Here is a 26,028-nt window from a genome sequence, read left to right on the forward strand (position 1 = left end):
ATTTACAATTAATAATTAATGAAGATTCTTCCTCTCAGACTCAAGCCCAGCCTAGATTTAAGACAAAGTTTAAAAGACTTCGTTCAGACACAGAATATTGAAGCAGGGTTTATTTTAACTGCAATTGGGAGTTTGAAGCAAGCAGCGATTCGCTTTGCCGATCGCGAGGAAATTACAATATTGCACGATAAATTTGAAATTCTTTCTCTGAATGGCACGGTTGCTAATACAGGCGTTCATTTACATATTGCCATTAGCGATCGCAATGGAAAAACAATTGGTGGACATTTAGTTGATGGTTGCATCATCTACACCACTGCTGAAATAGTTATTGGTGTGAGTGAAGAATTTCGTTTTCTTAGAACCACAGATCCAGAAACGGGTTATTTAGAATTAGAAATTGATTTTAATAAATAGCAAATCTACTTTCATCATTAATTTTTGATAATTTTCCTTTGAAGAACGACACATGAATAAAAAAGATAAACTACCTTTTGCGCTCTTCTTTGCATCTTTGCGTCTAACGCTACGCTAACGGCTTCGCCTTCGCTATCGCTAACGCCTACGGCTGATGCGCGAAATAAAAACATTTCTTTAAACGCACTAGGTACTGTTGTGTTTTAAAACATGAGCTACCTTAAAGAAATTCTTGCTAGGAATTGTCAGGATGTGAATAGCACGAGTACAAGCAGAGAATGATATGGTAGCCGCTCAAAAAAACACTATTGCGTCTCAAGTCGAAACCCTCGCCAGACTTTACTTAGAAGGCAACCCCGCTGAAATTTCAGATGAAGCGATCGCCCAGATGTGCGATTGGCTGATGGGTGAGTTTCAACAACTGCCTCTGAATCTGCAATTTTCAGACTATATGCGCTATGACAATACCAAACAGATGTTTGCCGATATTGAACGAGGTCATCTCTGGGTTTCTGCTGATAGCTACGATAGCTCTATTTACCCCAACCCGATCTACGGCTTTATCTTCTTGGCAATGCACGATTACGACCACTATCTGACTGGAAGTGATTTCACCCTAGAAGGAGAAATCGCCGCATACAATGCCGCAGCCAAACGCGCACCGAGTTTAACTATTCAGAAGATTTTGTATTCGGAAATTGTCTTGCGATCGGCAGCACATTTATTTTTAGGTCATGCACCTAATCCTAAAGTTGTTTTTCCCTAGTTGGACTACATTTGCAAGACTAAAAACGACCTGGATCGTCATCCAATGCAAGTAAGAAATTAATTAAATCGGTTTGCTGTGCCGGAGTAAATCCTGTAGTTTTATCTACATAAAATTCATGTCCCGTTCCATCTAAATTACTGCGTACTAAAGCGGGGTTAGCTTGATTAGCTGCAATAACTTGACTGCGTAATTGACGATCTAGTAAAGCCCGCAAACTACTTGCACTATCGGCAGATTGACCGATGCTGAGAGTTCCAGTTAAACCTAAACCCGTGCGATCGACTACCGTAAAACTGCCATTAGATTGTATCTTCAAGCTGCCTGCTCTGACTGCTACTCCACCATCATGCAGATAAGGTGCGCTGAGATATACTCCCCGTAAGGAAAGAGTCTTGTAACCGCCATCTGGTAAGAAACCTTTTGGTAGAGTGGTTGGACTGTCGCTAATCCCCTCTGTTGGTACGTCTAACACTTCGGCATTAGCAGGTACAGGTACGGGATTGTTAAGCGTGTAGATCTTGGGTGGTACTAGCACGTCTTTCAAAGCAAGACGCGATCGCGCACGGGCTGAGTTATTACCTAATTGTTTCAAAGGGTGAATTTTGTTGTCTGTAAAGAAAGGAGGCGCGTGACAAGTCGCGCAATTAGCTCGTTGAAAGACTTGAGCGCCGCGCCGCACGGAACCGTTTTTCAGTGCCGTGATGTTCTCTTGGGTTCGATTGGGAGGTGGTACTAGGCTATTTTGAAAGGCAGCCATAGCATTGTCGGCAAATAAGAAGGGTCCGCTAGCAATATCGTCTTGAACAAAGCTGTCAGGGCTGAAAATTGCTCCATTGTAGGTAAATAAGCTAGGTCGCAAATTGGGATACGTACCAGCACCAGGAGCCGGAATCTGATCTTCTAGTTCTGCTTGTCTGGGGTCGGGAGCCACCTGGCGCAGCCATTCCGAAGGTTTTACCCGTACTCCTTCTGGTAAACGCAAGCGAGGATCGGCAGCATTTTGCAGGACAACACCTAAATAAACTTCAGGATCTAAGCCCAGAGTCTCGGTGCTGAGCTGTGCTGCTGCTAGCAAATTACCTTCAGATGAGTGAACGCCGTTACCAGTAGCACTTAATCCAGCAAAGGGACCGATCGCAAACTGCCCGTCGAAAAAGTAGGGACCGCTCTTAAAAGTGAAAACGCTTGGTATTTGAGTGGTGTTGTTGATCTCATCAGGAGAACTCTCAAAGTGACCGAAAGGCACGTCTAGCAAGGTATCGTCGAAAGCATCCTCAAACTTTTGCGGATCGGGTAGAGTGACTAAATTGCCGCGACTATCAACGATCGCCTTACCGTTGCCTTGATATTTAGGGTCGAGCGGGTCGAGATCTAAGCGAGCAAAGCCTGCTGTTGAGTTGGGTGCAAGCGCAATCAAAAAGCGAACGTTGAGATCGCCATTAGGTACTCCCTTGAGGCGATCGCCGAGTTGAGACGTAACATCATGACATACCGCACAAGTAAAGTTGCCATCAGGCTTTAAACCAATCGGGAAAGTAGCTCCCAAAAGGACATCCAGACCAGTATCGAGCGTGCTTCCTTTGGCATAGAAATGACTGCCCAGTTTTAAATCTTGCTGGAGGGTAAGTTGTAAATTAGTGGTTGGTCGCCCGCCTAATTTTCGTATTGCTGCGATTAACTCTGGTTGAATCCGAGCTAAGCCCGTACCGAAACCAAGGACACCTTGAATTCCCAGCGTGTCACCAACTTTGCGATTGAGGAAAATATCATCCCCAGCTTCTATCAACTGTTGGGTAATCTGGACAGCGCCAATTCGTTCAAAAGCACCAGGAGCGCTCGGATCTAAACCCTTTTTGCGCACGAGTTTCTCGGCTGCTTGCGGGGTGAGTAATTTTCCAAAATAGTCGTAGTAACCAAGTGGTTGAGTTGGGGCTGGTTGTAGCAGGGCTTCTGTGGCAAGAGTCAGCTTCGGAGCTAGTAAGTTTGTCGATAGCAATACCGCAGTTAAACTCACTACTAGCAACAAGCCAAACAGAGAAAATCGCTTCCGCCAACGCATATTTACCCCCAGGAAAACCCCATTCCTTGAGATTTTTCTGTAGTTTAAAATACATATTTATGATGGGTCGTAATACAATACAAAAAGTTGGGAATTTCCGTTACTTAAGTTCAAAATTTGGCATTGCAGCGATTATTTGTAATGTTTTGCGAAAAAAGATTACTGAGAGTATAAAATTTCGCTCCATCATATAGCATTCTTAGAACTTTCACGGAGCCTATCGATAAACGATCGCCACAGGCTTGACTCCCGCTGCCTATACATTTATCGATTTATCGAAACAGATGTGGCGAGAATTGCACCGCACTATTTAACTATCGGCTGCAATCCATTCCCTAGCTGCCTTTTCTGCTGCCTCAGCCGTGTAGTAAATTTTTCCCTCGCCAAAAACACCAGTTCCCCGCAACACGCGAAATTGCCATACTTGTTGTTCCTCGCAGTAAAACACCAACAGAATCAATCTGCGATCGCTAACTAGTAAGTGAATGCGAGTGGAGGTCACAAGCAATCGAGCGGGCGAATAAACACTCTTGTGTATAGAGTACCGCTAAGACAGAACCAGCGATCGCCACTAGCTTAAATTCCACCATCAAGCCAAGTATAGATTTATCTCTATACTAATTGCAATTAATCCTGTGGATAAATTTAGAACGTAAGACTGTAGATTGATGAATTAAGGATTAATTTTGGCTCGAAGTGCGTAAATTGCCAAAGGAGCGATCGCAATGCTGACTTTTTTATTGATTGTAGGAGCAATGGGCGGGGCGATTTTTTATGTTGTGTGGAGTGAAAAACAGCTACAAGAGTTAAAAAACAGGGAATAGAGGCGTTGCAATGCAATGCCTCTTTCTTTTTTAACGTTATTTAATGGCGAGATCGCTTTTTCTCAGGTAAATTCCGCAGGGGAATTTCTCGACCTTGATAAAATTGCTTTTCCAGCCTACCTAACCACAGCCAAACCGCACCTAGAATTAAAGCCACTGTTGCAAACAGAAGCGAACCTGTAGCGGCATTTTCTCCTAGAAACAGAGTCAGAGGTGGATTGATCATTGCGATGACTGCTGCAACAATCGCGAGTCCTAACCGCAGGCGTTGAAGATTTGCCAGTGCTGCTCTACAACTAGCACATTTAGAAGTATGAGAGCGATCGCGATCTAACAACTGTGCTGTTGATAACGCCGGTGGTAAAGTTTCCCCTGGGAATGGATTAGCATTGTACTGATTAACCCACTGACGCAACTCAACAACGAAAGCATCAGCCTGAGTCGGTAGATAAAAAGCTTTAGTAAAATTACCACTCCCCCCACTAGCTTCGAGATATCGCTCTTGGTAATGCAGAAAAATTTGATCGTCCTCCAAAACAGAGTTCTGCCCCAAATGAGAATACCAGCGGGGTGTGAGCTTAATTATCCAACCAGGCAATTTAGAAGCAAATTTAAACGGAAAACGGGCAAATAGCCGACATTCACCCTTGCGAATCGGAGTAGCGTAGACAGCAGTAAGGGTTCGTCCAAATTGCTTTGATGTCAAGTCGTGCCACATCAACCCTGGAGCTACAAAAGTCGTGTCTTGCCGTCCCAAAGTTCCGCGTCGAGGTCCTTCCTGCCACACCCCTGTAAAACCGTGCTTGCCAGACTCGACTACCTCTAGTTCTACCGAACTGGCATTCGCCCTATTCCCTACAGAACGGTGATGAGTAAAAGGAACGTGGCTAGCGTCCAAGACATTTTCCATCAGTGTTAGCGCATCATAGGGTAAGTCGCGAAACGTGTCGATGCAAACCCATCCCTCTAAGGATTCTTCCAAGGGTTCAATAACAGGAACTTTAGTCTTGGTTGCATTCTCAGCTTTGCCGGGATAGACAAACAGCAGCCCTTGCTTAACTATTGTAGGAAGCGATCGCACGCAGGCTCTCGGAGAAGTCACTGCTGCTTGACCCGCTACCTGTTGGGGAATGCGCTGACAGTCTCCCGCACCAGCAAACGCCCATCCGTGGTAAGGGCATTCTAACAACCCATCCTCAGCTATTCTCCCTTGCGACAGAGGCGCGAGGCGATGAGGGCATTTATCCTCAAACACGCGCCAGCACTCAGCTTGCTGCTCCCACCAGATCGCAATATCTTGTCCCAATAGAGTAAATGGTGTGGGCTTAGATTTATCCAAATCTTGCACGTAATGGACGGGATACCATACTTCTTGGCAGTCAAAGAATGCTGGGTCAGTTCCACCTGCAAGGATTTGCTCGGGTTCTAGATGCGCCGTAATATTTCTCTCTACTGTTTCCATAAATCAGTTGTCAGTTGTCAGTTATCAGTGTAGAGACGTTACATGTAACGTCTTTACAAAGTTGTCAGTGAAGAAAGGGAGTCGGAAGCAGTAAGATCGTGAATCAGCGATGGCGAGCCTTCACCTATCTCTATTTTCTCGCTTCTTCTCAATAACCAACAACTAGCAACCGAAATCGCCAACTACCAACTACCAACCACCAGTTATATTTGAGTGGCGAAACCTTCAGCTGGTTGAGTGCGTCGAGATTGACACATTCCCAATTTCGTGCTGTCATTTGCTACTAGTTCAGCTTCCACGCGCCGAGGTTGTTACACTACATACAGCAAATTCAGATGGGCGATACCATCTGTGATGCACTGCTTAACTCCGTGTTACCCACACTACTAATGATGCCTTCTGTACCTGCTTTTTGCCGTCCTCCTTTTTGCTGGCGCTGGATCGTACCAGTGACGCTAGCGATCGCTTCCATTTTCCTCCCATCAATTGCCAAAAGCCAAACTCCGCCACCGTCACAGGATGCTAGTCAATCTCTGACAATTAACTCTGACATTCAGGAAGCTGACTCCAAAAGTGGCATCTTTACAGCTCGCGGTAACGTACAAATATTTTATCCAGCTCGCCAAATTCAAGCTACGGCAGCTCAAGCACAATACTATCAGAAAGAACGCAAAATCGTGTTGAGTGGTAACGTTAATGTGTTGCAGCAGGGTAACAGTCTTAAAGGAGAAAGTATTACTTATTTAATCGATCAAGGTCGCTTTATTGCCACACCCAAGGCAAATCAACAAGTGAGATCTACTTATATTGTGAACGACACCAACCCTCAAACTGCCGCTCCAGCGCCAGCAACTCCCAATTTTAAACCCAAACCGCCTACATCAAAACCTCCAGCGCCCGCAACTCCCCGCTTTAACTCCAAACCCACCACCAGCACCCCAACTGCTCCGAAATGATATGTTGTCAGTTATCAGTTATCAGTGTAGAGACGTTACATGTAACGTCTTTACAAAGTTGTCAATTAGTTCTGACTTTTAACTTTTGACTTTTAACTTTTAACTTTTGACTTTTAACTGCTCTTTACTCACTCCTCCTCTCCATGAGATTTGCTCTAGAGAATATCTACAAGTCCTATAAGCAGCGCACTGTTGTCAATCGTGTCGATATTTCTGTCTCGCAGGGCGAAGTTGTCGGGTTACTCGGACCCAATGGTGCGGGAAAAACAACGACTTTTTATATTGCTACAGGGATAGAAAAACCCGATCGCGGCGTAGTTTGGTTGGATGACCGAGACATTACCAGCTTACCCATGCACAAAAGAGCGCGGTTAGGTCTTGGTTATTTAGCCCAGGAACCCAGTATATTTCGTCACCTCAGCGTACAAGATAATCTTCTTTTGGTGCTGGAGCAAACTCAAGTACCGCGTCGGGAATGGCAAACTCGACTCCACACTCTTCTGCGAGAATTCCGATTAGAAAAAGTCGCACATACGAAAGGAATTAGCGTTTCTGGGGGAGAAAGGCGCAGAACTGAATTAGCTAGAGCCTTAGCATCAGGAGTAGAAGGACCGAAGTTTTTATTCTTGGACGAGCCATTTGCTGGAGTTGACCCGATCGCAGTCGCAGAAATTCAAGGTATGGTACAAAAGCTACGCGATCGCCAAATTGGTATCTTAGTCACAGATCATAACGTCCGCGAAACTCTAGCCATTACCGATCGCGCCTATATCATGCGAGAGGGAGAAATTTTAGCTGCTGGTAGTGCGGATGAACTCTATCACAACCCCTTAGTACGAAAATACTATCTCGGTCAAAATTTTCAGTTGTAAGTGAGTAGTGAGTAGTGGCGAGCGATAACCAACAACTACCAACTACCAATTACCAGTCACCAATCACCAATTACCTTCAACCACTCCCTAGTTTTCATTCCAATGACATTTGCCAAACACAAACGCTTCCAAGCCTTTCAATTGCTGGTTCCCAAGCCAGCACTGATGGATCGCTACATTGCGGCTGAGTTAATTCCACCGTTTTTATTTGGCGTAGGAGCTTTCTCTTCAGTTTTAGTCGCAGTTGGTACAGTGTTTGAGCTGGTGCGGCGGGTGGTGGAATCGGGACTCCCAATCTCGATCGCGTTTGACGTATTTCTCTTAAAGCTACCGTCTTTTGTCGTGCTGGCTTTTCCTATGTCCACTCTCCTAGCAGCTTTAATGACTTACAGTCGGCTGTCTAGCGATAGCGAACTAACGGCTCTACGTAGTTGTGGAGTCAGCATTTATCGGCTGGTATTGCCCGCATTGGTACTGAGTACTTGTGTTATGGGTTTGACTTTTTTATTTAACGAGCAAGTCGTCCCAGCTGCTAACTATCGAGCTACAACGACTCTAAGTCGAGCCCTGAAGGAAGAAAAACCCCAATTTCAAGAACAAAACATTTACTATCCAGAATATCAGGAAATTGAGCTAGCAGATGGCAGAGAAGTTAAGCGATTAACTCGCCTATTCTATGCTGATGCCTTTGACGGGCAACGAATGAGGGGTTTGACAATTATCGATCGCTCCCGTGGCGATCTCAACCAAATTGTGGTGTCAGATTCAGCCGAGTGGAACCCCAAACAGAATAAGTGGGATTTTTATAATGGCACGATCTATCTAGTTGCACCTGACAGTTCCTATCGCAATATTGTCCGGTTTGAGCATCAACAGTTACAACTACCGCGCACCCCCTTAGATGTTGCTGCTAACACCCGCGACTCAGATGAAATGAATATTGCTCAAGTCAGCGAACAATTGCAAGTCGCGATGATGAGTGGTAACGAACAAAAAATCCGCCGTTACAGCCTGCGGATTCAAGAAAAAATTGCTTTTCCATTTATTTGCACTATCTTTGGCTTAGTAGGTGCAACTCTAGGGACCAATCCTAAGGGTAAAGGTCGAGCGACCAGTTTTGGAATTAGCGTCATTATTATTTTCAGTTACTATATGCTGCTGTTTATGTGTGACGCTTTGGGTTTATCTGGCGTTCTCTCCCCGTGGTTAGCAGCATGGTTACCTAATATTTTTGGTTTTGCCACGGCTGGCTTTCTCTTATTCCGTGCTGATAAATGATATTGTTATTTGTCATTGGTCATTAACCACAACAAATGACCAATGACCGAGACAAATGAGCTTATGCTAGCTGTCTCGATTCAGCTTCGAGTAATTGAATCAGGTGGTTGTCACCTTTTTCTCTAGCTATTTGCAGCCGTCGTTCTAAGTTACGACGCAAGTGATCTAGATGGGTGCTGTGTAGTTCTTGCAACACCTGCTGGCGATCGCTCTTAGCTGGCTTTTGTTTAGTAGCGATCGCTGTCGTATTCGCAGTTGCTCCATTGACTTGCGTGTATTCTCGCCGCAACCGCACAACTTCTACATCGATTGGATCGCCAGTGGAATAAGCAACGCCGCGATACTTCAAGTCAACTTTGGGCTGCGGTACGGGAATATGTCTGAGATATTGATGGTTCCAGGTTGCACCGCGATACGTTCCGCCAGCTGCGCCTGCCATAGTTTCTATTTGGGGTGAATTTTGTTCGTAACTGACACCGCGATATGAGAGTTTCATGGCTTCGCCTCTATAGTTCAAATTTTTTAGGTCAAATTTTTTTAGTAGTTTGACTAGAATGAGGCGCGTTCCTTCGGGATGGCTCCCTACTTCCGTCTCCACATCACATCTGCCAGAAGACAGAATTTGAAAAAATTGTAGAGATGAACGATTTTGTTTCTGTATTCTATTTTACTGTTTTCTAAAAAAAGCAGCAATTTTAATAAAAATTAATTGAATTTTCATTGTTAGTAAGGTGGGCATTGCCCACCTTACTCTGATCGCTTGCGCTAGCCTGCCCCAGCTCAAATATCCGTGGGAGTCAGAGACGAGCGGTGAAGATTGACCCTAAGATTCCTATCTTTTTGATTATCGACGTAATTACAAAAGAATCGACAGGACTTCAAAAAATTATCCATTGTTTTGCTGTTTTGCTTCTTCTAACTTAGTTTTTCTAGTGACTGCCTCAGCAGATGAGCAATGCAAGAGAAGAAAAAGTAAGACTATGAAGATGTTTCGCCGCGCGATCGCGTTCTTATTGGCTGTGAGTTTAATTGCTATTTCGATCGGATCGGGAAGTTCTGTCAGTGCTGACGACAATATAGCCGTCAGAAAAAATATTATTGACCTCACTTCTACAGAGAAAGCAGCCTTCATCCAGGCAATTAAAACCCTAAAAAATACCACTTTACCCGAGCATCAAATTAGCATTTACGACGAGTTTGTCGCCCAACACGTCGCGGCAATGGGGCTAATGTCAAACAATGCTAAAGGTCCAGCAGCTGGGCATGATGGCGCTCACGAAAGCTCGATATTATTACCTTGGCATCGCGAATTTATCTGGCGATTTGAAACAGCTTTGCGATCGGTCGATCCTAACGTCACGCTTCCTTATTGGGACTGGACGAACCCCCAAGCGTTAGCAGCAATTTTCTCAGATGACTTTGCGGGTGGCAACGGCGAAGGAGTCACAATCTCAATTCCAAACGCAGGCAATTTTTCGGGTGGTGCAGTTCCCGGTACTTTTAGCGCCGCCAATGGCTGGAATTTGTACCCAGAATTGCACATTACACCTGATGGACAACCGATGGGTGAAGTGCTACTGCGCTTCATGCAACTTCCGCCAACGAATAATTACCCAGTGCCTCAAGCAGATGTCGATCGCATTCTGGCTGCAAACGACTACGATACTTTTCGCCAAGCGATCGAAGGGTTCATTCAATTAAATCCCTCCGGTCAACCAACGACTGGAGTATTTATGCATAATTATTTTCATAGCTTTGTGGGTGGAGCTAATTTCGACCCTAGTGTAGGTCGCCCCGAACCTCTAGGGACAATGGCTTCTCTTGCGAGTTCGATTTACGATCCGGTATTTTGGTTAATCCATGCTAATGTGGATCGACTCTGGGCGGAATGGCAGCAAAGCGGTCATGCTGGTAGTCAATATTATCCCGCTCAAGGTGGTCATTATGGGGAAAATTTGAGCGATCGCATGTGGCCCTGGGATGGAGGTGAATCAACCCCAGCCAATCAAGGGACGGGAGATCAACTATCTTTATTACCTGCTGTATCTGCAAATGATATCGTTACCCCAGCCGACACATTAGATTTAACTAAGTATGACTACGCATACGACACGTTGAAGATGACAAATTCTAGATCTAGCTCTCGAATAGCTGTCTTGAGTCTGACTATCTTTGCTACGATCGCTTGGCGATTGCAGTTCCAGCAATTAAGTCGTAGAAGTTAGATTTGGCGATCGTTTTGAGTGCGATCGGCAGCAGTGTTAAATCAATAGCGCTGCTGAAATTAATTTTTTATTAAACTAGTCAATTTTTTTTATACCTAACTTGTCTTCATCACTTAGTTTTTGTCGTGATGTGAAGAGCTGAATCTTAGGTTTTTCTGGGCTGAATCTGAGTGACTTTTAATACAGTAAACGCGATCGGGCGTTCTAGAAATGATTGTTTGCTACTCGAACTCTGACTGAGACTTTAGATAAGATTACACGCAAATCAACGACAAACAACACAATAGCTACTGTATTCTTAATCCCGCGTCTATCAAAAGCATGAGATTGTATGGTTTCTAAAGGTGTGTTCGATCGCACTAATTTACATAAGATCGAGCATGAGCATATGCGTTTATATTATTTGCGTATACAGCACAACAACTCTCTAATTAAAAACAAGAATTTTCATTTTGATAGTAATTACTTATCAATATTTGCTGGCTGAATCAAAAAAAAACAAGTTAGACATAAATCAGACATAAACTACACATAGTGGCTTTCGCAGGTAGACAAAATCTCTGTTAAGCTCTTGATTAGTGACTTGTTCAGCTTTCTCAAGTATTTCCGTGTTAAGTCCGTTGCTTAATACGTATTTTCTAGAGTAACACTTAATACAGTAAACGCTTGTCTGCTAAATTGGATTGGACATATGTAGTATCTACGCTACTCTGCTCTGAAACTGTAATTAAATAGGTTATTACCGAGCGAATTTAACGACTCTTGCATTCAATGGAAGGACAAGAGTGTTGCAAAATGCTTTTGACAGATCTGTGTCATTCAGATAAATCCTTCCCATGTTAATAACGTTTTCATGGCAGAGGATATGGTGAAAAAGATTCTGGTGATAGAAGAGAGCGTCCAAACTCGCAATTTATTTTTAGAGTGTTTGGAGGCTAAAGGTTTTCATGCCATTAGTGCTGAAAATGGTGCGGTTGGTATACAACAAGTCCAAAAGCAATTACCCGATCTAATCGTGTGTGGCATTGCTAGAATAGCTGAATACGATGGGTTTGGTGTTCTAACTGCCATCCGCAAAAACCCTGCCACAGCAGTTATTCCGTTCATCTTTGTTACTAGTAGAACAACGCGAGATGACATCCGTAAAGGCATGGAGTTAGGAGCAGATGATTATCTAACTAAACCTTGTACTTTAAAGGAATTACTCAGAGCAATTAACGTCCAACTGGAAAAGAGAGAGACTATTCAGAAATGGTATACATCTAACGATCGGCAGACACTTTCAAAAGCAGCGGTTGCTGAAACTTTAAACTCTACAGCTTTGCACTCAATCTTTCCGGCAACTTCTCAAATGGCAGCTGTGTTTCGCTTCATTGAAGAGAATTACTGGCAACCAATTACTCTGTGTGACATAGCACAAGCTGTGGGCTATTCTCCAGCTTATTTAACTAATTTAGTCAGACAGCAAACTGGTAAGAGCGTTCATCGCTGGTTAGTAGAACGCCGAATGGCACAAGCAATTTGCTTGCTGCAAAAAACCGAGCAGACTATCGGTCAAATTGCTGAAACCATTGGCTATCAAGACGTTTGCCATTTCAGTCGTTACTTTCGTCAGTTTTACGGTACGAGTCCTCAAGCTTGGAGAAACGAACACCGCTGTCGCGTTGCCGCGAGCTAAATCTAAGCTAAATCAAAAGAAATGGCAAGCGCATCAAAAAATTACTCATTGGAACCACTATGCCGCGTTATGTAAGCTTTTCGGTTAGTACCTCGCCAATTCACTTTATAATTTTGATTCTATCGGCGATCGCAGTACTGACAATTAGCTAAACCATAACTCTTAAAAGTGGCTTATTTTTTGGCGTTGAATTTGGAAGTCATCTACACGAAACTGACTGCAAATTAGCAATTGCTAATCTAAATTGACTAGCAATTCCAACTCAACGGAAGTTAGAAACAAATTTCAGCTCTAATATTTCTTTCCAGGTTTGAGTTTCTACGTTCTGACGATTCGATCGCGATCGGAACGTGCTGAAAATCCTATCACCCAAACAGCAATGACCGACAACCACATTCGCTCATCTCCTTCTATCGACTCAGAAACCACATTCCATCCAGACACTGGTAGCGCCGAATCAGCATCGTCTCTCGATCCTAGCTATAAGTATTACAACTCCAAAGATTCCAGCAACATCGCAGCCAAGCCGGGAGATAACAATACTAGTACTCAGATGCTTGTGTTGCCCTCAGTTGCAGATGCGATCGCGCAGATGCTAGCAGACTTAGGCTTCAAATATGCCTTTGGAGTTGCTGGAGGTGCAATGGCAACCATTTGGGGTGCTTTGTCTAATAGCAGCATCCAGGTGATTCACTGCCGTCACGAAGGAGGAGCGGCTTTTGCAGCTGTAGAAGCATGTTTTGCTAGCGATCGCCCCGTTGTTGTCTTTACCACTGCCGGACCGGGACTAACAAACTCGCTAACGGGATTGCTAGCAGGGCGGGGAGAAGGAGCAAAAGTTATATTAATCTCAGCTTGTACCTCTGCCGCACAGCGCGGACGCTGGGCAATACAAGAAACTAGCACCTACACCATGCCACAAGCGGGAATTTTTACCCCAGGAGTGCTGTTCGACTACGCGATTACACTTGAGTGTGCCGAGCAATTACCGCAAATTTCCCGCCAACTTGCCCTCGGACTGTCACAATCTGGCGGTTTTGTCGCTCATTTGAGTATTCCGACAGGCGTACAAACTAGCAGTCTGAGCATACCACTGCCTCAGTTAGACCTTTCCCACGCTCTCATAACCCCCAGTGAGGAAACGATCGCCCATTGCGTGCAACTTTTAACCGAAGCACCTTTTGCGATCTGGGTGGGTTTTGGCGCGAGAAATGCTGCTGAAGAGATTTATCAGCTAGCCGAACGTACCGGAGCCGCAGTGATGTGTTCTCCCCGTGGGAAAGGAATCTTTCCTGAAGACCATCCACAGTTTGTTGGCGTTACAGGCTTAGGTGGTCATACCTCAGTTCTGAAGTACATGCAAGAATCTCCACCATTGCGAACTTTAGTACTGGGAACGCGATTGGGAGAACCCACTTCATTTTGGAATCCGACGATGGTTCCTGCGAGAGGATTTATTCATGTAGACATCGATCCAGTAGTTCCAGGAGTTGCTTATCCAGCAGCTGAAACAGTACCAGTTCAAGCCGATATCGGTGCATTTTTGCGATCGCTGCTCAAGTACATGGATAAGACGCAAAGCTTTGCAACTCTGAAAAGTCGCGCAAATAGAACGCTACCCCACCCGGAACCAGAAACAATTACCACTGCAACTAGCGATTTAATTAGACCTGAAGTCTTGATGGCAGCAATTCAAAAGGTGATGGTTGAAGGTAGCAATGCGGCGATCGCGGCTGAGTCTGGGAATTCGTTTACTTGGGCAACGCACATGTTGCGAATTGACAAACCAAATCGCTATCGAGTCAGCACCGGAGTTGGTTCGATGGGACATATGGTCGCAGGTGTGATTGGTATAGCTATAGGACGTAAGAGTAAAGCCGTTGCCATCACTGGAGACGGTTCAATGCTGATGAATAACGAGTTGAACACTGCCGTCAAGTATCAAATTCCTGCTATCTGGATCGTGCTGAATGACGGACGGTACAACATGTGCGAACAGGGGATGAAGATGTTGAAACTGCAAGGTGCAGATGCAACGATTCCCCAAGTCGATTTTGTGGCGATCGCCCGCGGGATGAGAGCTGATGGCATTCGCATCGAAAAAGAGTCTGAGCTTGAAGCAGCATTACAATGCGCGATCGATTCTCCTCTTCCTTTTGTCGTCGATGTCATCATCGACCCTTCGCGACTCGCGCCTTCCGGCGGACGTAACAAGAGCCTGCAAGCGCAAGGAGTTAAATCAACTGCTAAAGAACAAGTTTCATTCCCCATGATTAGCGAATAGTGAATAGTGAGTGGCTAGTGGCTAGTAGCTAGTTAATTGCGACTTGCGACTTGCGACTTGAATTGTCCCCAGCCCTAAATTTGAGGATAGATGCGTGAAGCTGTTTGAGACCGTTAAAGAAATGGGACACGAGCAAGTCCTGTTTTTTCAAGATAAAGAACTGAATTTTAAAGCCATAATTGCTCTCCACGACACGAGTTTGGGACGAGCGATGGGCGCAACTCGGCTATTTCCTTATGCTAGTGAAGAAGATGCTTTACAAGATGTTCTGCGTTTGAGTCGCGGTATGACCTACAAGGCTGCTTGTGCCAATATTCCAGTAGGTGGTGGCAAGGCAGTAATTATTGCCAATCCCGACCAGAAGACAGACAAAATGCTCAGGGCATATGGGCGTTTTGTCGATAGTCTTCAAGGACGTTTTATTACAGGTCAAGATGTGAATATTTGTCCTGAAGACGTGCAGGAGATGCGGCGCGAAACTAGATATGTTGTTGGATTAACGGGAAAAGCTGGTGGTCCAGCCCCAGCAACAGCTTTAGGAGTGTTTTTAGGAATTCAAGCTGCTGTTTTCTTTCAGTTCAACAAACAAGATTTGAACGGACTGCGAGTTGCCGTTCAAGGATTAGGAAATGTTGGCGGAAAACTGTGTGATTATTTACATCGGCGTGGGGTAAAACTTTTTGTCACGGATCTAAATCACAATAGAGCAGAGGAAATTAAGCAACTCTATGGGGCAAAAGTTGTAGAACCTGAAGACATATATTCACTCGACGTTGATATTTTTGCTCCTTGTGCAATGGGAGCAATTCTTAATAGCGAGACAATTCCCTTAATCCAAGCTTCTATTATTGCAGGCTGTGCTAATAATCAACTGCAAGATGAGAACATTCACAGCGCAATGCTGAAATCAAAAGGAATTATTTACTGTCCCGATTATGTAATTAATTCTGGCGGCTTAATTAATGTTTACCACGAACTTACATTTTCAGATGAGGCAAGTTACTTAAAACAAATTCATAGCATCTACGATACTTTGCTAGAAATTTTCACCAAGTCAAAAGCAGAAAATATCACAACTCAAGATGCTTCTAAGCGTCTTGCAGAAGAACGGATATTAAAAGCAAGAAAACTTGCGATCGCGGCGTAAATCAGTTCTCAGTGTAAAGACGTTACATGTAACGTCTTTATAAAGTTATCAGTATCTACATGCTACTGACAAATGACAAATAACCAATTAGTAATTCTCAATTCGGATGGAAAAAAATACGTTTGCTACGTCAGCTTATATTGCGACTTCACCAGAGATAGCTTTTGACTATCTTTGTAGTTTAAAGAATCTGGATGAATGGACTCTTTTTAGCCGGATGATCGAACAGATCGATGAGAATACCTGGCGAGGAACTGCTTCTGGCTATCAACGAGATCTTTTCTACCACGTTAGAAAGATTGAAAATCCGCTTTTTTTCGGTATAGAATGGCACTGTGGCTTTGAGTACCAAAAATACTTTCAAGTGTATCCTGTTCTATTATTTCCACCCGAATATGTAGAGCCAGGAACAGATGAGAAAGGAGTTTATTTTCACTGGTTGAGTTTTGTCGATCCAGCGCGCCGAACTCCAATGATTATGGAGGGAATTCATACAGTTCATACATCTGAATGTCGATCGCTCAAGGCAATTTTGGAACGCAATGCTGGCGAGACTCAAGCAGCTCAAGGACGTTACAAAATTGATACTGATACGATTTACATTGACGCGCCGCTTGATACTGCGATCGCCTACTTACGAGATTTACGTAATTTAGATGAATGGGCGCATCTACTCCGAGCGAATGGTGAAATCAGTAGCGAATCTGGTGAATTCTTAGATGAATATAACCAGAAAGTAAAAGTTACATTTCGCACCCACGATCTCAAGAATTACTACCTTGTAGAACAGGATTATTTTTATCCTGAATACAATTTTATTCAGCGCAGTCCTGTGATTCTGATTCCTTGTGCCTATGCCTTTGGTAACTCAGAAGCCCGTGGATGTATCCAACATCGCATTAGTTTCTGGGAGATTGGCAAAGCTCCGCGTCACGGTAAATTAAAAGTAGAGGACTTTGGCGCTGAAAGTATGAATATTAAGCGTTTTCTAGAAGCTAAAGCTGGTAATTTTGACACCTTTGCCAGAGGGATGAGCTATCTTTTACCTTCTGCTTAGAAGAATACGAGAAGGCGCGATCGCGTTTTGTTTTTAAATTGAGGAAAAGGGATTCGGTGTCTTCATCAGGGGCATTAAAATTTTTCACTTCATTTACTAATTAGTTGCCAAAAGTATGAAGCTCAAACAACTTACGATTGCACTTATAACTGTTTCTATTGCCCTTGTTTTTGGACCGCAAGCCGCCAGAGCTGCGTCATTAACAACACTCGCTGATGGACTCAACAATGCACGGGGTCTTAGTTTTGACTCTGACGGTAATGCCTACATAGGCGAGACAGGATTAGGGGGTGATGGTGTGTGTCAACCGTCTCCTAGTACCCAATTTGAGCTGATATGTTCTGGTAACACTGGTTCAGTCACAAAAGTTACGCCTGACGGAACGCAAAGTCGCGTTATCGACGGGACTGAATCTTTAGCCTTACAACAAACTAAAGAGCAAGGTGCAGGTCCGCAAGAACTCAATTTTGATTCTAGTGGTAATGCTTATCTGCTGACCGGTTTTGCTGGTAATCCAGCCAACCGAGATGCAGAATTAAATGCTCTTTCTACTAACATCCAGTTCCCTTCTCAGCAACAGCAGGCTGCACCTCCAGTTGCGCCCGACCAAGTGTTAGGCACGACTACTTTGGGAAAATTGTACAAAACAGATCTAAACACGGGTAGTTTAACAGAGGTTGCCGATTTGTCGAAAGCCGAACTTACAAGTAATCCCGACGGCGGCGATGTAATTAGCAATCCCTATGATTTTGTGATTAAAGATAATACTGCGTATATCGGTGATGGGGGTGCTAACGTTATTTGGAACGTGAATCTTGATAGCGGCGAGACTAAAGCAACTAAAATTCCTGGGCAAACCTTAGAAAATCCAGAATTTCCCCCAAATGTATCTATTCCAGGTGCGGGGCAAGAGCAACCTCCAGCCGGACAGCAAGGACAAGATGCGATTCCTGGCGTACCAGCCGAGCAAGAGGCATCTGGACCACCAGCAGGGCAAATACCAAGCCAGGTAGATATTCAATCGGTAGTTACAGGTGTAGATATCGGTCCTGATGGAGCCGTATATGCTGGCGAACTCACGGGCTTTCCATATCCCGAAGGTAAAGCAAAAGTTTGGCGGATCGGGGAGAATGGCGAGCCAGAGGTTTTTGCTGATGGTTTTACGCAAATTACCGATATCAAATTCGATCGAGACGGTAATTTACTGGTGTTGCAATTTGCTGATGAAGCCCAGTGGAAAGGTGGTGGTCAGAGCTTACAAGACCTACCAGGGTCTCTAATCAAACTTGCTCCTGATGGTACGCGCACGACTCTTGTAGCTGCGGGTGAAGGACTTGCCTCGGCTGCGGGTCTGAATATTGGTCCTGATGGTGAGATCTATGTCGTTAACAATGGGGTTGGACCAGGTACGGGGGAACTCGTACGAGTTGATGGTGTCGGGTCTGCGGCAGCCGTTCCCGAACCTTCATCTATTTTGGGCTTACTCTTGTTTGGAGTTATGGGTGGTGGTACGTGGTTCAAACGCAAACAGCAACAAGATCGAGAAGCGAATGCGCTTCGCGCAAGCTTCGCGAACGCGCCAGAACCAGCACAAACCTTATCTCAGTCCTCGATTTAGATCGCGTAACCATACCAAGAGGAGACAGGCAAATGAGTTTATTCAGAAATTTCTCGATCGCGATCGCTACTGCTGGATGTGTCATCGCCACCACAACCCAAGCTAACGCTTCCATTACCTTAGAATATGAGGGTGATATCGGTAGACCAGCCAACTTTGCCGCAGGAGAAACTCCATTCACTCCAGGTACGCTTGCCATTCCCCAAGGCGTAGCAGTACAGGAAGAAACAGGAAATGTTTTCGTAGCTAATGACGTAACCGATCAAATCCAAGTTTTCGATTCCCAAGGTAATTATCTTCAAGGCATTGGCGGTACGGGTAGCGGACCTGGGCAATCTGACGGACAATCAGCGATCGCCTTTGAACCAAATACTGGGAATTTGTATGCGGGTGATGTTAACAACAACCGGATTAACGTCTTCGATCCGCAAGGCAACTATGTCAATTCCATTGCTCAAGGTCAATTTAGCGGACTTATTGAAGGCAGACCTTTCTTTGGACCATCGGGCATTGTATTCGATAATAAAGGCAATGGATACGTGGGTGATTATAGTAGCGATCGCATCTTGAAATTTAATTCATCAAGTGGCGAGGTTACTGGTTCTATTGGCAGCAGTGGAACTACACCTGGACAATTTCAAGGACCGTCAGGCATAGCAGTCAGGTCTGATGGAAATTTAGTTGTGACCGATCAGTTCAACAACCGCATTCAAGTCGTTAGCCCAGAAGGTGACGCGCTGCTTACTTTTGGCAAAGAAGGCACTGGAGAGGGAGAATTCAATCAGCCAATCGATGTTGAAGTGGACGAGAAAGATAATCTCTACGTGACGGATTCTATCAATAGTCGCGTTCAAGTATTCGATAAAAATGGTAACTTTCTAAGTGCATTTGGCGAACCTGCCCGCGATGCAAATGGCAATGTCGTACCACCTTTATCGTTAGGCGCACCCTCTCCCTATGGCGATCCCTTAGATCTCGAACCTGGTAAGTTTAACTGGACGGCAGGTTCGGACTTGAAAGATGGCAAGCTTTATGTTGGCGACTTTTTCCAAGGTCGCGTTCAAGTGTTAGATGTTGTAGATAGCTCCTCATCATCTGCTGAAGTTCCCGAACCTTCTGCATTTTTGGGTGTAGCTGTTTTAGGTGCTGGCGTTGCTGCGGTCAAGTTGAAAAAGGTAATGGGTAATGGGTGATGGGGAATTGGTAATGGCAATTATCAGCCATTAACAATTACTAATTAATATCAAATTCATCTGAACAATCGTATTGTCGCGGTGTTAGGGCGGGTTTGACGAGATCTTGAAATAAAAGTAGAGATTGTTGGTGAACCCGCCCCTACAAATACCGATCGCCAATGACCAATTACCAACTACCAACTACCAATGACTACAACACAAGTTAGCATCACTGATTTAATTCATAGTTGGTTGGAGCGGAATGTCGATCGCGCGGGTTTGAATTGGTTGGAGGAAAAGCGATCGCAAATTGCTCAAGGAGCGGCTGTAAAAGTATTTTTTACAGCTTTTAGTGCTACGCCGCGCTATACGGGCAAAAACAGCTTGCAGTTAACGCCATCTGACTTGCAAGCAGCTGCGATCGCCCGAAAAGGTTGGTTTCCGATCGATTGGAGTGTAGAGCGAGCTGCGCGGATACTCCTAGTCCTAGCTCTACCACAGCATGACGAGTCACAATACTTGCAAACGTTAGAGCAAGTCTTTACTGCTGCTGATATAGGGGAGTTAGTCGCACTCTACCAAGCTCTACCATTGCTATCTTACCCAGAGCGATTGAAAGCGCGGGCGGCTGAGGGAGTACGCAGCAACATGACTGATGTATTTAATGCTGTAGCCTTACAAAATCCATATCCAGCCGAGTATTTTGACAATCTTGCTTGGAATCAAATGATATTGAAAGCATTATTTGTTGGTAGTCCACTGCATTTAATTCAAGGACTCGATCGCCGTGCCAATCCAGAACTAGCCAAGATGTTAGTCGATTATGCCAGCGAACGCCAAGCCGCTAACCGCTCGGTATCTCCCGAATTGTGGGAATTAGTGAAAAAGTCAAAAGTCAAAAGCTAAAAGTCAAAACTAATATCTAATGACCAATGAGCAACAACAAAAGAGTATAAATTATGAATAATTCCGAATTCCGAATTCCGAATTCCGAATTCTATATAGATCCTCACATCCACATGACCGCTCGCACTACATACGATTACATAATTATGCGGGAGTCAGGGATTGTGGCGACGATTGAACCTGCCTTTTGGTTGGGACAACCTCGTACCCACGTTGGCACGTTTCAGGATTATTTTAATAGTTTGGTAGGGTGGGAAAGATTTCGCGCGAGTCAGTTTGGCATTCAACATTACTGCACGATCGGCATCAATCCGAAAGAGGCTAATAACGAAGCTCTAGCCGAGGCAGTGATGGAGTTGTTACCACTGTACGTTTGCAAAGAAGGTGTGGTAGCAATTGGCGAAATTGGTTATGACGACCAAACCCCAGCCGAAGACAAATACTTTCGCCTGCAATTAGAACTAGCGAAAGAACTAGATATGCTGGTGTTAATTCATACGCCCCATCGCAACAAAAAAGCAGGAACGAGCCGTAGTATGGATGCTTGCGTCGAGCATGGCTTAGATCCAGCACGGGTCATTATCGACCATAACAATGAAGAGACAGTACGGGAAGTTTTAGATCGGGGATTCTGGGCAGCTTTTACCATTTACCCGCAAACCAAAATGGGGAATGCACGTATGGTGGAAATTGTCAAGCAATACGGTTGCGATCGCATTATTGTCGATAGCAGTGCTGACTGGGGCATTAGCGATCCGCTTGCCGTGCCCAAAACTGCCCAACTGATGCGAGAACGGGGAATTCCAGAGACTTACGTTCGAGCAGTTTGCTACGAAAATGCCCTAGCTGCATATAGCCAAAGCGGACAAATACAAGAAACAGACTGGCTGGCTTCAGATGCGATCGATCAGCGACACATGTTTAACGGTAACTCAGTGCTACGCGGACAAGAACCAACCGTGAGATCGAGCAGAGAATGCATTTTGATCGAGTAAACAGTTATCAGTTATCAGTTATCAGGTGTGGGTAATTGGTAATTGGTAATTGCTAATTGTTGGTTGTCTCTCACCTGCGCACCTGCTCCCTTGTCTCGCTTGTCCCTTTCTTACCCTCACCCCTCGCCCCTCACTCCTCACCCCTTATGAGTGCCACAAGTTTAAATTCCTATCGCCTTTGGGCATATCTTCAGTTGATGCGTCCAGCTAATATTGTCACTGCTTGGGCAGATATTCTGGCTGGATTTGCGATTTCTGGCTTTATGGTGATTCAAGCTGGAACTTTAGAATTGGAGGCACTCGGATGGTTGCTGTTAGCGACTACGGGTTTGTATGGTGGTGGAGTCGTGTTTAATGATGTTTTTGATGCCGAACTAGATAATAAAGAGCGACCCGAAAGACCTATCCCTAGTGGGAGAGCATCGCGTCAAAGCGCGGCTACACTAGCTAGCGTGCTGTTACTTGTTGGTATAGTCGCGGCTGCTCAAGTCTCTTTTCTAAGTGCAATTTTGGCTATTTGCATTGCAGTTGGGGCAGTCGTGTATGACAGTTTAGGCAAACATCAGGCTCTAGTAGGGGCGCTGAATATGGGTTTGTGTCGTGGTGGCAATCTCCTCCTCGGTATGAGTGCCGTGCCTGCAATAGTTGGTGAATATTGGTTTTTAGCACTTATTCCGATTTTTTACATTGCTGCAATTACTAGCCTCAGCCAGGGTGAAGTGCATGGAGCTAAAGGTAATACTCCGACGATCGCGCTTTTACTAATTATTACAGTCATTACCGCACTATTCGGATTAGAGCTGCTGCCCAATTATCACATCCTCACAGCATTACCCGCGATCGCTCTATTTACAGGCTACTTATTACCACCCGTTATTCAAGCTGTAAGCCAACCCACCCCAGAACAGATCCGTAATGCCGTGCGATCGGGCATACTATCGCTCGTCATTCTCGATGCAACGATTGCCGCTGGTTTCGCCAGTTTGCCTTATGGCTTATTCGTTTTGTGTCTTTTACCTATTTCGATCGCACTCGCACAAATATTTGCTGTGACATGAAGTCGGTCAGTGTAGAGACGTTACATGTAACGTCTCTACAAAGTTATCAATTAACAGTCAATCAATAACAAATGACCAATGACTAATGACCAATGACAAATTTTAATAGATCTCGAAAAATAACGATTATTGGTGGAAGGGGTAGAATGGGTCAGTTTTTTACCCATCAGCTGTCTACAGCCGGACATCAAGTCAGTAGTTTGGGAAACCAGGACTGGGATCGAGCCAGTCAACTGCTGGGTGAAGCAGAACTTGTCATAGTTAGCGTTCCCATCGAACGGACAGTAGCTGTTATCGAACGTGCAGCCAAGTATCTGTCGCCAACTACAGCTTTAGCTGACATTACAAGTATTAAAGCTCAACCCGTACAGGCAATGCTGGCGAGTCATGCCGGAGCCGTGATGGGATTGCATCCGATGTTTGGTCCTAGCGTTAAATCGTTTGCTGGACAAAAAGTCGTTATTTGTTCTGGGCGGAACGAGGAAATATTTCAGTGGTTATTAGATTTTATTGCCGATCGCGGTGGCGAATTAATTAGCTGCACACCTGAAGAACACGATCGCATTATGGTAACGATCCAAGCAACGCGACACTTTTCTCGATTTTGTTGCGGTGCGTTCTTGTCAGCAGAAAATACCGATATCGATCGAAGCTTATTAATGTCAACTCCTAGTTATCGGCAAGAAATTGAGATTGTTAATCGCTTATTCGCGCAAAATCCAGCTTTATGCGTAGATATTATGCTAGCCACAGAAGAAAGATGTGAAGCGATCGCGAGATTAGCACAAACCTACAGCCGTTTAGCAGAACTTATTCTTCAAAAAGACCGTTCGGCATTAATCCGAGAATTTGAAATTGCCCAAAGCTTTTTGACTCAAGAAAATTTAGCTTCCACCAAACAGAAAGAATACGCGATCGCGGCTACTCAGTTGTAGAGACGTTACATGTAAAGTCTCTACAAAGCAATCGATTAATTCCGACTTACGACTTACAAATTACCAATTGCCCATTACCCCTATGCTTATTGATATTTTTCATGATTTTGCTTGCCCTTGGTGCTGGATTGGCAAAAAACACTTATTTGATGCGATCGCTCAATGGCATGGTGAAGCTGTTCGCATCCGCTGGCATCCATTCTTATTAGATAACTCCATTCCGCCAGAAGGATATGAGTTTCGTAGCTTTATGCAGGCAAGAAAAGGAATCGAAGCAGTAGCACTACAGCAAATGTTCGATCGCACTCGTCAAGTAGGTGAGAGAGCAGGAGTTAAGCTAGATTTTAATCAGATATCTTTGGCTGTTAACACAACTCTTGCTCATCAATTAGTTGCTTTAACGCCCGAAGATCTCAAAACAACTTTAGTTGAAGCAATTTATCAAGCTTATTTTGAACGTAACCTCAATCTTGGCGATCGAGACACTTTGATTTCTATAGGCGATGCTGTTGGCGTAAATACACATAAGCTGCGTAATTTTTTAGGCAGTCATGCGTTAGTTAACTCAGTTATTGCTGAGTCAACATTTGCGCGGCTAAATGGAATTACCAGCGTGCCATTATTCATCTTTAACAACAAAGTCAGAGTTGACGGTTCTCACTCAGTCGAAGTATTCAAACAAGCCATGACTCGCGCTGCATTAATGGAAAAAAGTAATTTGTCGGAAGTTGTAGGGGCGCACAGCTGTGCGCCCGTACGGGAGTCGGGAGTCGGGAGTCGGTGAAGATATCGCTCGGGAGCAACTACCAATGACCAATGACTAATTACTAATTACTAATTCCCCACGCACCACGCACTACGCACTACACCTCACTCCTCACATGATTCTCGAAATTCAGCGTCAGACTAATTACAGTCTGCAACCAATTCATCAACGTGTATCTGTTACCTTTCGCTATCAAGTGCATTTCACTAAAGGATTGTTTCAATTAGATAATCCGTTGTTAGCACGGGTGATGACAGCTAGTGAAAATAGTCCTAAACAAGCAATTGCGATCGTCGATGCGGGATTAGTATCTCAGCATCAAGATCTGATTGCCCAACTATCTACTTATGCTCGGCGATATAACCATGCATTCCAGCTAGCTGCTGTGAAAGTCGTTGCTGGTGGAGAAGCTACCAAAAACGATCCTCAGGCAATTGAACAAATTCAACAGCTAATTCACCAAACTGGCTTATGTCGTCACTCTTATGTATTGGCAATCGGTGGTGGTGCTGTATTGGATATGGCAGGATATGCAGCCGCAACCGCTCACCGAGGCATTCGTCTCATCCGAGTCCCGACAACCGTATTAGCTCAAAACGATTCTGGTGTAGGGGTTAAAAATGGGATTAATGCCTTTGGCAAGAAAAACTTTCTCGGCACGTTTGCGCCTCCCTATGCTGTTTTAAATGACTGCGACTTTCTCTACAGCTTGGACGATCGCGATTGGCGATCGGGGATTGCCGAAGCAATCAAGGTTGCTTTAATCAAAGACGCAAGCTTCTTTGACGCGATCGCTAGCTCTGTTCCTGCGTTGGTGCGGCGAGACATGGATGCCATGCAACAACTAATTTATCGTTGCGCTCAGTTGCATCTAGAACATATAGCTAACAGTGGCGATCCATTTGAAATGGGTTCGTCCCGTCCTCTAGATTTCGGTCATTGGGCTGCGCACAAACTAGAGCAATTGACTGACTACAGCTTGCGCCACGGGGAAGCAGTCGCGATCGGCATCGCATTGGACAGCACCTATTCTTATCTACTAGGGCTACTTTCGCGCGGTGAGTGGCAACAGATACTCGATCTTCTGGAGGCGCTAGGCTTTGCCTTATACGTCCCCCAAATGAGACAAGACTGCTTATTTCAGGGACTCACCGAGTTTCGAGAGCATTTGGGCGGCGAGTTAACTCTGATGTTACTACAAGCGCTTGGACAGGGAATTGAAGTTCACGAAGTCGATCCGCTGTTGTACGGGGAAGCGATCGCAATTTTAGCTGACAGAAGTAGGGAGTAGGGAGCAGGGAGACAAGGGAGACAAGGGAGACAAGGGAGAGGGGGGAGACAAGGGAGAGGGGGGAGACAAGGGAGAGGGGGGAGACAAGGGAGACAAGGGAGACAAGGGAGCAACCAATTACCAACTAACCCCATGTGCGACTTTTTTATAGCCCCCTTTTTAAGGGGGTTGGAGGATCGGAAAACTATGGTATTTGCGAAGAGATCCCCCTAGCCCCCCTTGGAAAGGGGGGAACAAGAGTAAAGTTCCACATCGC

Annotated in this window: 23 protein-coding genes and 1 riboswitch; of the genes, 18 read left to right on the top strand and 5 right to left on the bottom strand. The window is 44.8% G+C overall.

All coding sequences use genetic code 11. The features are described from left to right. Nucleotides 1-18: 18 nt before the first annotated feature. The gene (locus tag M5J74_RS16225) at nt 19-417 is read left to right on the top strand and encodes a PPC domain-containing DNA-binding protein (RefSeq protein ID WP_250012419.1); all 399 of its coding nucleotides are present in this window, start codon (nt 19-21) and stop codon (nt 415-417) included. Between the two features lie 283 nt (nt 418-700). Next, on the top strand, nt 701-1,183 hold the full coding sequence (locus M5J74_RS16230) for a transposase (protein ID WP_106547738.1): 483 nt from the start codon (nt 701-703) through the stop codon (nt 1,181-1,183). A 19-nt stretch (nt 1,184-1,202) separates the two neighbouring features. Here M5J74_RS16230 and M5J74_RS16235 read toward each other — a convergent pair whose 3' ends face one another. The 4 genes from M5J74_RS16235 to M5J74_RS32775 all read right to left on the bottom strand — a co-directional run bounded on the left by M5J74_RS16235 (nt 1,203) and on the right by M5J74_RS32775 (nt 5,808). Further along, complete coding sequence (locus M5J74_RS16235) at nt 1,203-3,245, bottom strand: di-heme oxidoredictase family protein (RefSeq protein WP_250012420.1); 2,043 nt, start codon at nt 3,243-3,245, stop codon at nt 1,203-1,205. Between the two features lie 310 nt (nt 3,246-3,555). Further along, nucleotides 3,556-3,747 carry a hypothetical protein gene (locus tag M5J74_RS16240; protein ID WP_015155121.1) on the bottom strand — a complete coding sequence of 64 codons (192 nt, stop codon included), beginning with the start codon at nt 3,745-3,747 and terminating at the stop codon, nt 3,556-3,558. A 362-nt stretch (nt 3,748-4,109) separates the two neighbouring features. After that, the gene (locus M5J74_RS16245) at nt 4,110-5,531 is read right to left on the bottom strand and encodes a Rieske 2Fe-2S domain-containing protein (RefSeq protein ID WP_250012422.1); all 1,422 of its coding nucleotides are present in this window, start codon (nt 5,529-5,531) and stop codon (nt 4,110-4,112) included. Nucleotides 5,532-5,679: 148 nt separating this feature from the next. Next, nucleotides 5,680-5,808 (bottom strand): hypothetical protein, encoded by a 129-nt coding sequence (locus tag M5J74_RS32775; RefSeq protein ID WP_256498125.1) that lies wholly within the window; start codon nt 5,806-5,808, stop codon nt 5,680-5,682. 58 nt (nt 5,809-5,866) lie between these two features. Here M5J74_RS32775 and M5J74_RS16250 point away from each other — a divergent pair, with 58 nt between their 5' ends. The 3 genes from M5J74_RS16250 to M5J74_RS16260 all read left to right on the top strand — a co-directional run bounded on the left by M5J74_RS16250 (nt 5,867) and on the right by M5J74_RS16260 (nt 8,637). After that, nucleotides 5,867-6,487 carry an LptA/OstA family protein gene (locus M5J74_RS16250; protein WP_199755451.1) on the top strand — a complete coding sequence of 207 codons (621 nt, stop codon included), beginning with the start codon at nt 5,867-5,869 and terminating at the stop codon, nt 6,485-6,487. Nucleotides 6,488-6,630: 143 nt separating this feature from the next. Next, nucleotides 6,631-7,359 carry an LPS export ABC transporter ATP-binding protein gene (lptB, locus tag M5J74_RS16255; protein WP_015155125.1) on the top strand — a complete coding sequence of 243 codons (729 nt, stop codon included), beginning with the start codon at nt 6,631-6,633 and terminating at the stop codon, nt 7,357-7,359. A 102-nt stretch (nt 7,360-7,461) separates the two neighbouring features. Next, nucleotides 7,462-8,637, top strand: a complete 1,176-nt coding sequence (locus M5J74_RS16260; protein WP_199755452.1) for an LptF/LptG family permease — start codon at nt 7,462-7,464, stop codon at nt 8,635-8,637. Nucleotides 8,638-8,698: 61 nt separating this feature from the next. On the opposite strand, the gene M5J74_RS16265 is transcribed toward M5J74_RS16260, so the two are convergent. Beyond that, nucleotides 8,699-9,133 (bottom strand): DUF4278 domain-containing protein, encoded by a 435-nt coding sequence (locus M5J74_RS16265; RefSeq protein WP_106217888.1) that lies wholly within the window; start codon nt 9,131-9,133, stop codon nt 8,699-8,701. A 62-nt stretch (nt 9,134-9,195) separates the two neighbouring features. Then, a riboswitch (Glutamine riboswitch) is annotated at nt 9,196-9,285 on the bottom strand. 332 nt (nt 9,286-9,617) lie between these two features. Between M5J74_RS16265 and M5J74_RS16270 the strand changes: the two genes are divergently transcribed. The 13 genes from M5J74_RS16270 to M5J74_RS16330 all read left to right on the top strand — a co-directional run bounded on the left by M5J74_RS16270 (nt 9,618) and on the right by M5J74_RS16330 (nt 25,772). Further along, nucleotides 9,618-10,862 carry a tyrosinase family protein gene (locus M5J74_RS16270; RefSeq protein WP_250012424.1) on the top strand — a complete coding sequence of 415 codons (1,245 nt, stop codon included), beginning with the start codon at nt 9,618-9,620 and terminating at the stop codon, nt 10,860-10,862. An 853-nt stretch (nt 10,863-11,715) separates the two neighbouring features. Next, complete coding sequence (locus tag M5J74_RS16275; protein WP_041462494.1) at nt 11,716-12,540, top strand: DNA-binding response regulator; 825 nt, start codon at nt 11,716-11,718, stop codon at nt 12,538-12,540. A 379-nt stretch (nt 12,541-12,919) separates the two neighbouring features. After that, entirely contained in the window at nt 12,920-14,824 is a 1,905-nt protein-coding gene (gene scyA, locus M5J74_RS16280) for a scytonemin biosynthesis protein ScyA (RefSeq protein WP_015155130.1), read from the top strand. Nucleotides 14,825-14,918: 94 nt separating this feature from the next. After that, nucleotides 14,919-15,971 (top strand): tryptophan dehydrogenase ScyB, encoded by a 1,053-nt coding sequence (gene scyB / locus M5J74_RS16285; protein ID WP_015155131.1) that lies wholly within the window; start codon nt 14,919-14,921, stop codon nt 15,969-15,971. Between the two features lie 106 nt (nt 15,972-16,077). Continuing rightward, nucleotides 16,078-17,028 (top strand): scytonemin biosynthesis cyclase/decarboxylase ScyC, encoded by a 951-nt coding sequence (gene scyC, locus M5J74_RS16290; RefSeq protein ID WP_250012426.1) that lies wholly within the window; start codon nt 16,078-16,080, stop codon nt 17,026-17,028. A gap of 115 nt (nt 17,029-17,143) precedes the next feature. Further along, nucleotides 17,144-18,646, top strand: coding sequence for a ScyD/ScyE family protein (locus M5J74_RS16295; RefSeq protein ID WP_250012433.1), 1,503 nt, complete (start codon nt 17,144-17,146; stop codon nt 18,644-18,646). Between the two features lie 32 nt (nt 18,647-18,678). After that, nucleotides 18,679-19,839: a scytonemin biosynthesis PEP-CTERM protein ScyF gene (gene scyF / locus M5J74_RS16300; RefSeq protein ID WP_015155134.1), complete on the top strand. Its 1,161-nt coding sequence runs from the start codon at nt 18,679-18,681 to the stop codon at nt 19,837-19,839. A 189-nt stretch (nt 19,840-20,028) separates the two neighbouring features. Beyond that, nucleotides 20,029-20,727: an EboA family metabolite traffic protein gene (locus tag M5J74_RS16305; protein ID WP_106167511.1), complete on the top strand. Its 699-nt coding sequence runs from the start codon at nt 20,029-20,031 to the stop codon at nt 20,725-20,727. Nucleotides 20,728-20,780: 53 nt separating this feature from the next. Beyond that, nucleotides 20,781-21,722, top strand: coding sequence for a TatD family hydrolase (locus tag M5J74_RS16310; protein ID WP_106167512.1), 942 nt, complete (start codon nt 20,781-20,783; stop codon nt 21,720-21,722). Nucleotides 21,723-21,868: 146 nt separating this feature from the next. Next, a complete protein-coding gene (gene eboC, locus M5J74_RS16315; RefSeq protein WP_106547614.1) occupies nt 21,869-22,780 on the top strand; it encodes a UbiA-like protein EboC in 912 nt (303 codons plus the stop codon). Between the two features lie 92 nt (nt 22,781-22,872). Then, nucleotides 22,873-23,715: a bifunctional chorismate mutase/prephenate dehydrogenase gene (gene tyrA, locus M5J74_RS16320; protein ID WP_250012435.1), complete on the top strand. Its 843-nt coding sequence runs from the start codon at nt 22,873-22,875 to the stop codon at nt 23,713-23,715. 82 nt (nt 23,716-23,797) lie between these two features. Then, a complete protein-coding gene (locus M5J74_RS16325; protein ID WP_250012444.1) occupies nt 23,798-24,499 on the top strand; it encodes a DsbA family oxidoreductase in 702 nt (233 codons plus the stop codon). 97 nt (nt 24,500-24,596) lie between these two features. Beyond that, entirely contained in the window at nt 24,597-25,772 is a 1,176-nt protein-coding gene (locus M5J74_RS16330) for a 3-dehydroquinate synthase (protein WP_250012446.1), read from the top strand. Nucleotides 25,773-26,028: the final 256 nt, after the last annotated feature.

It is taken from the genome of Chroococcidiopsis sp. CCNUC1 (assembly GCF_023546805.1).
In the GTDB taxonomy this organism is placed as follows: Bacteria; Cyanobacteriota; Cyanobacteriia; order Cyanobacteriales; family Chroococcidiopsidaceae; genus Chroococcidiopsis; species Chroococcidiopsis thermalis.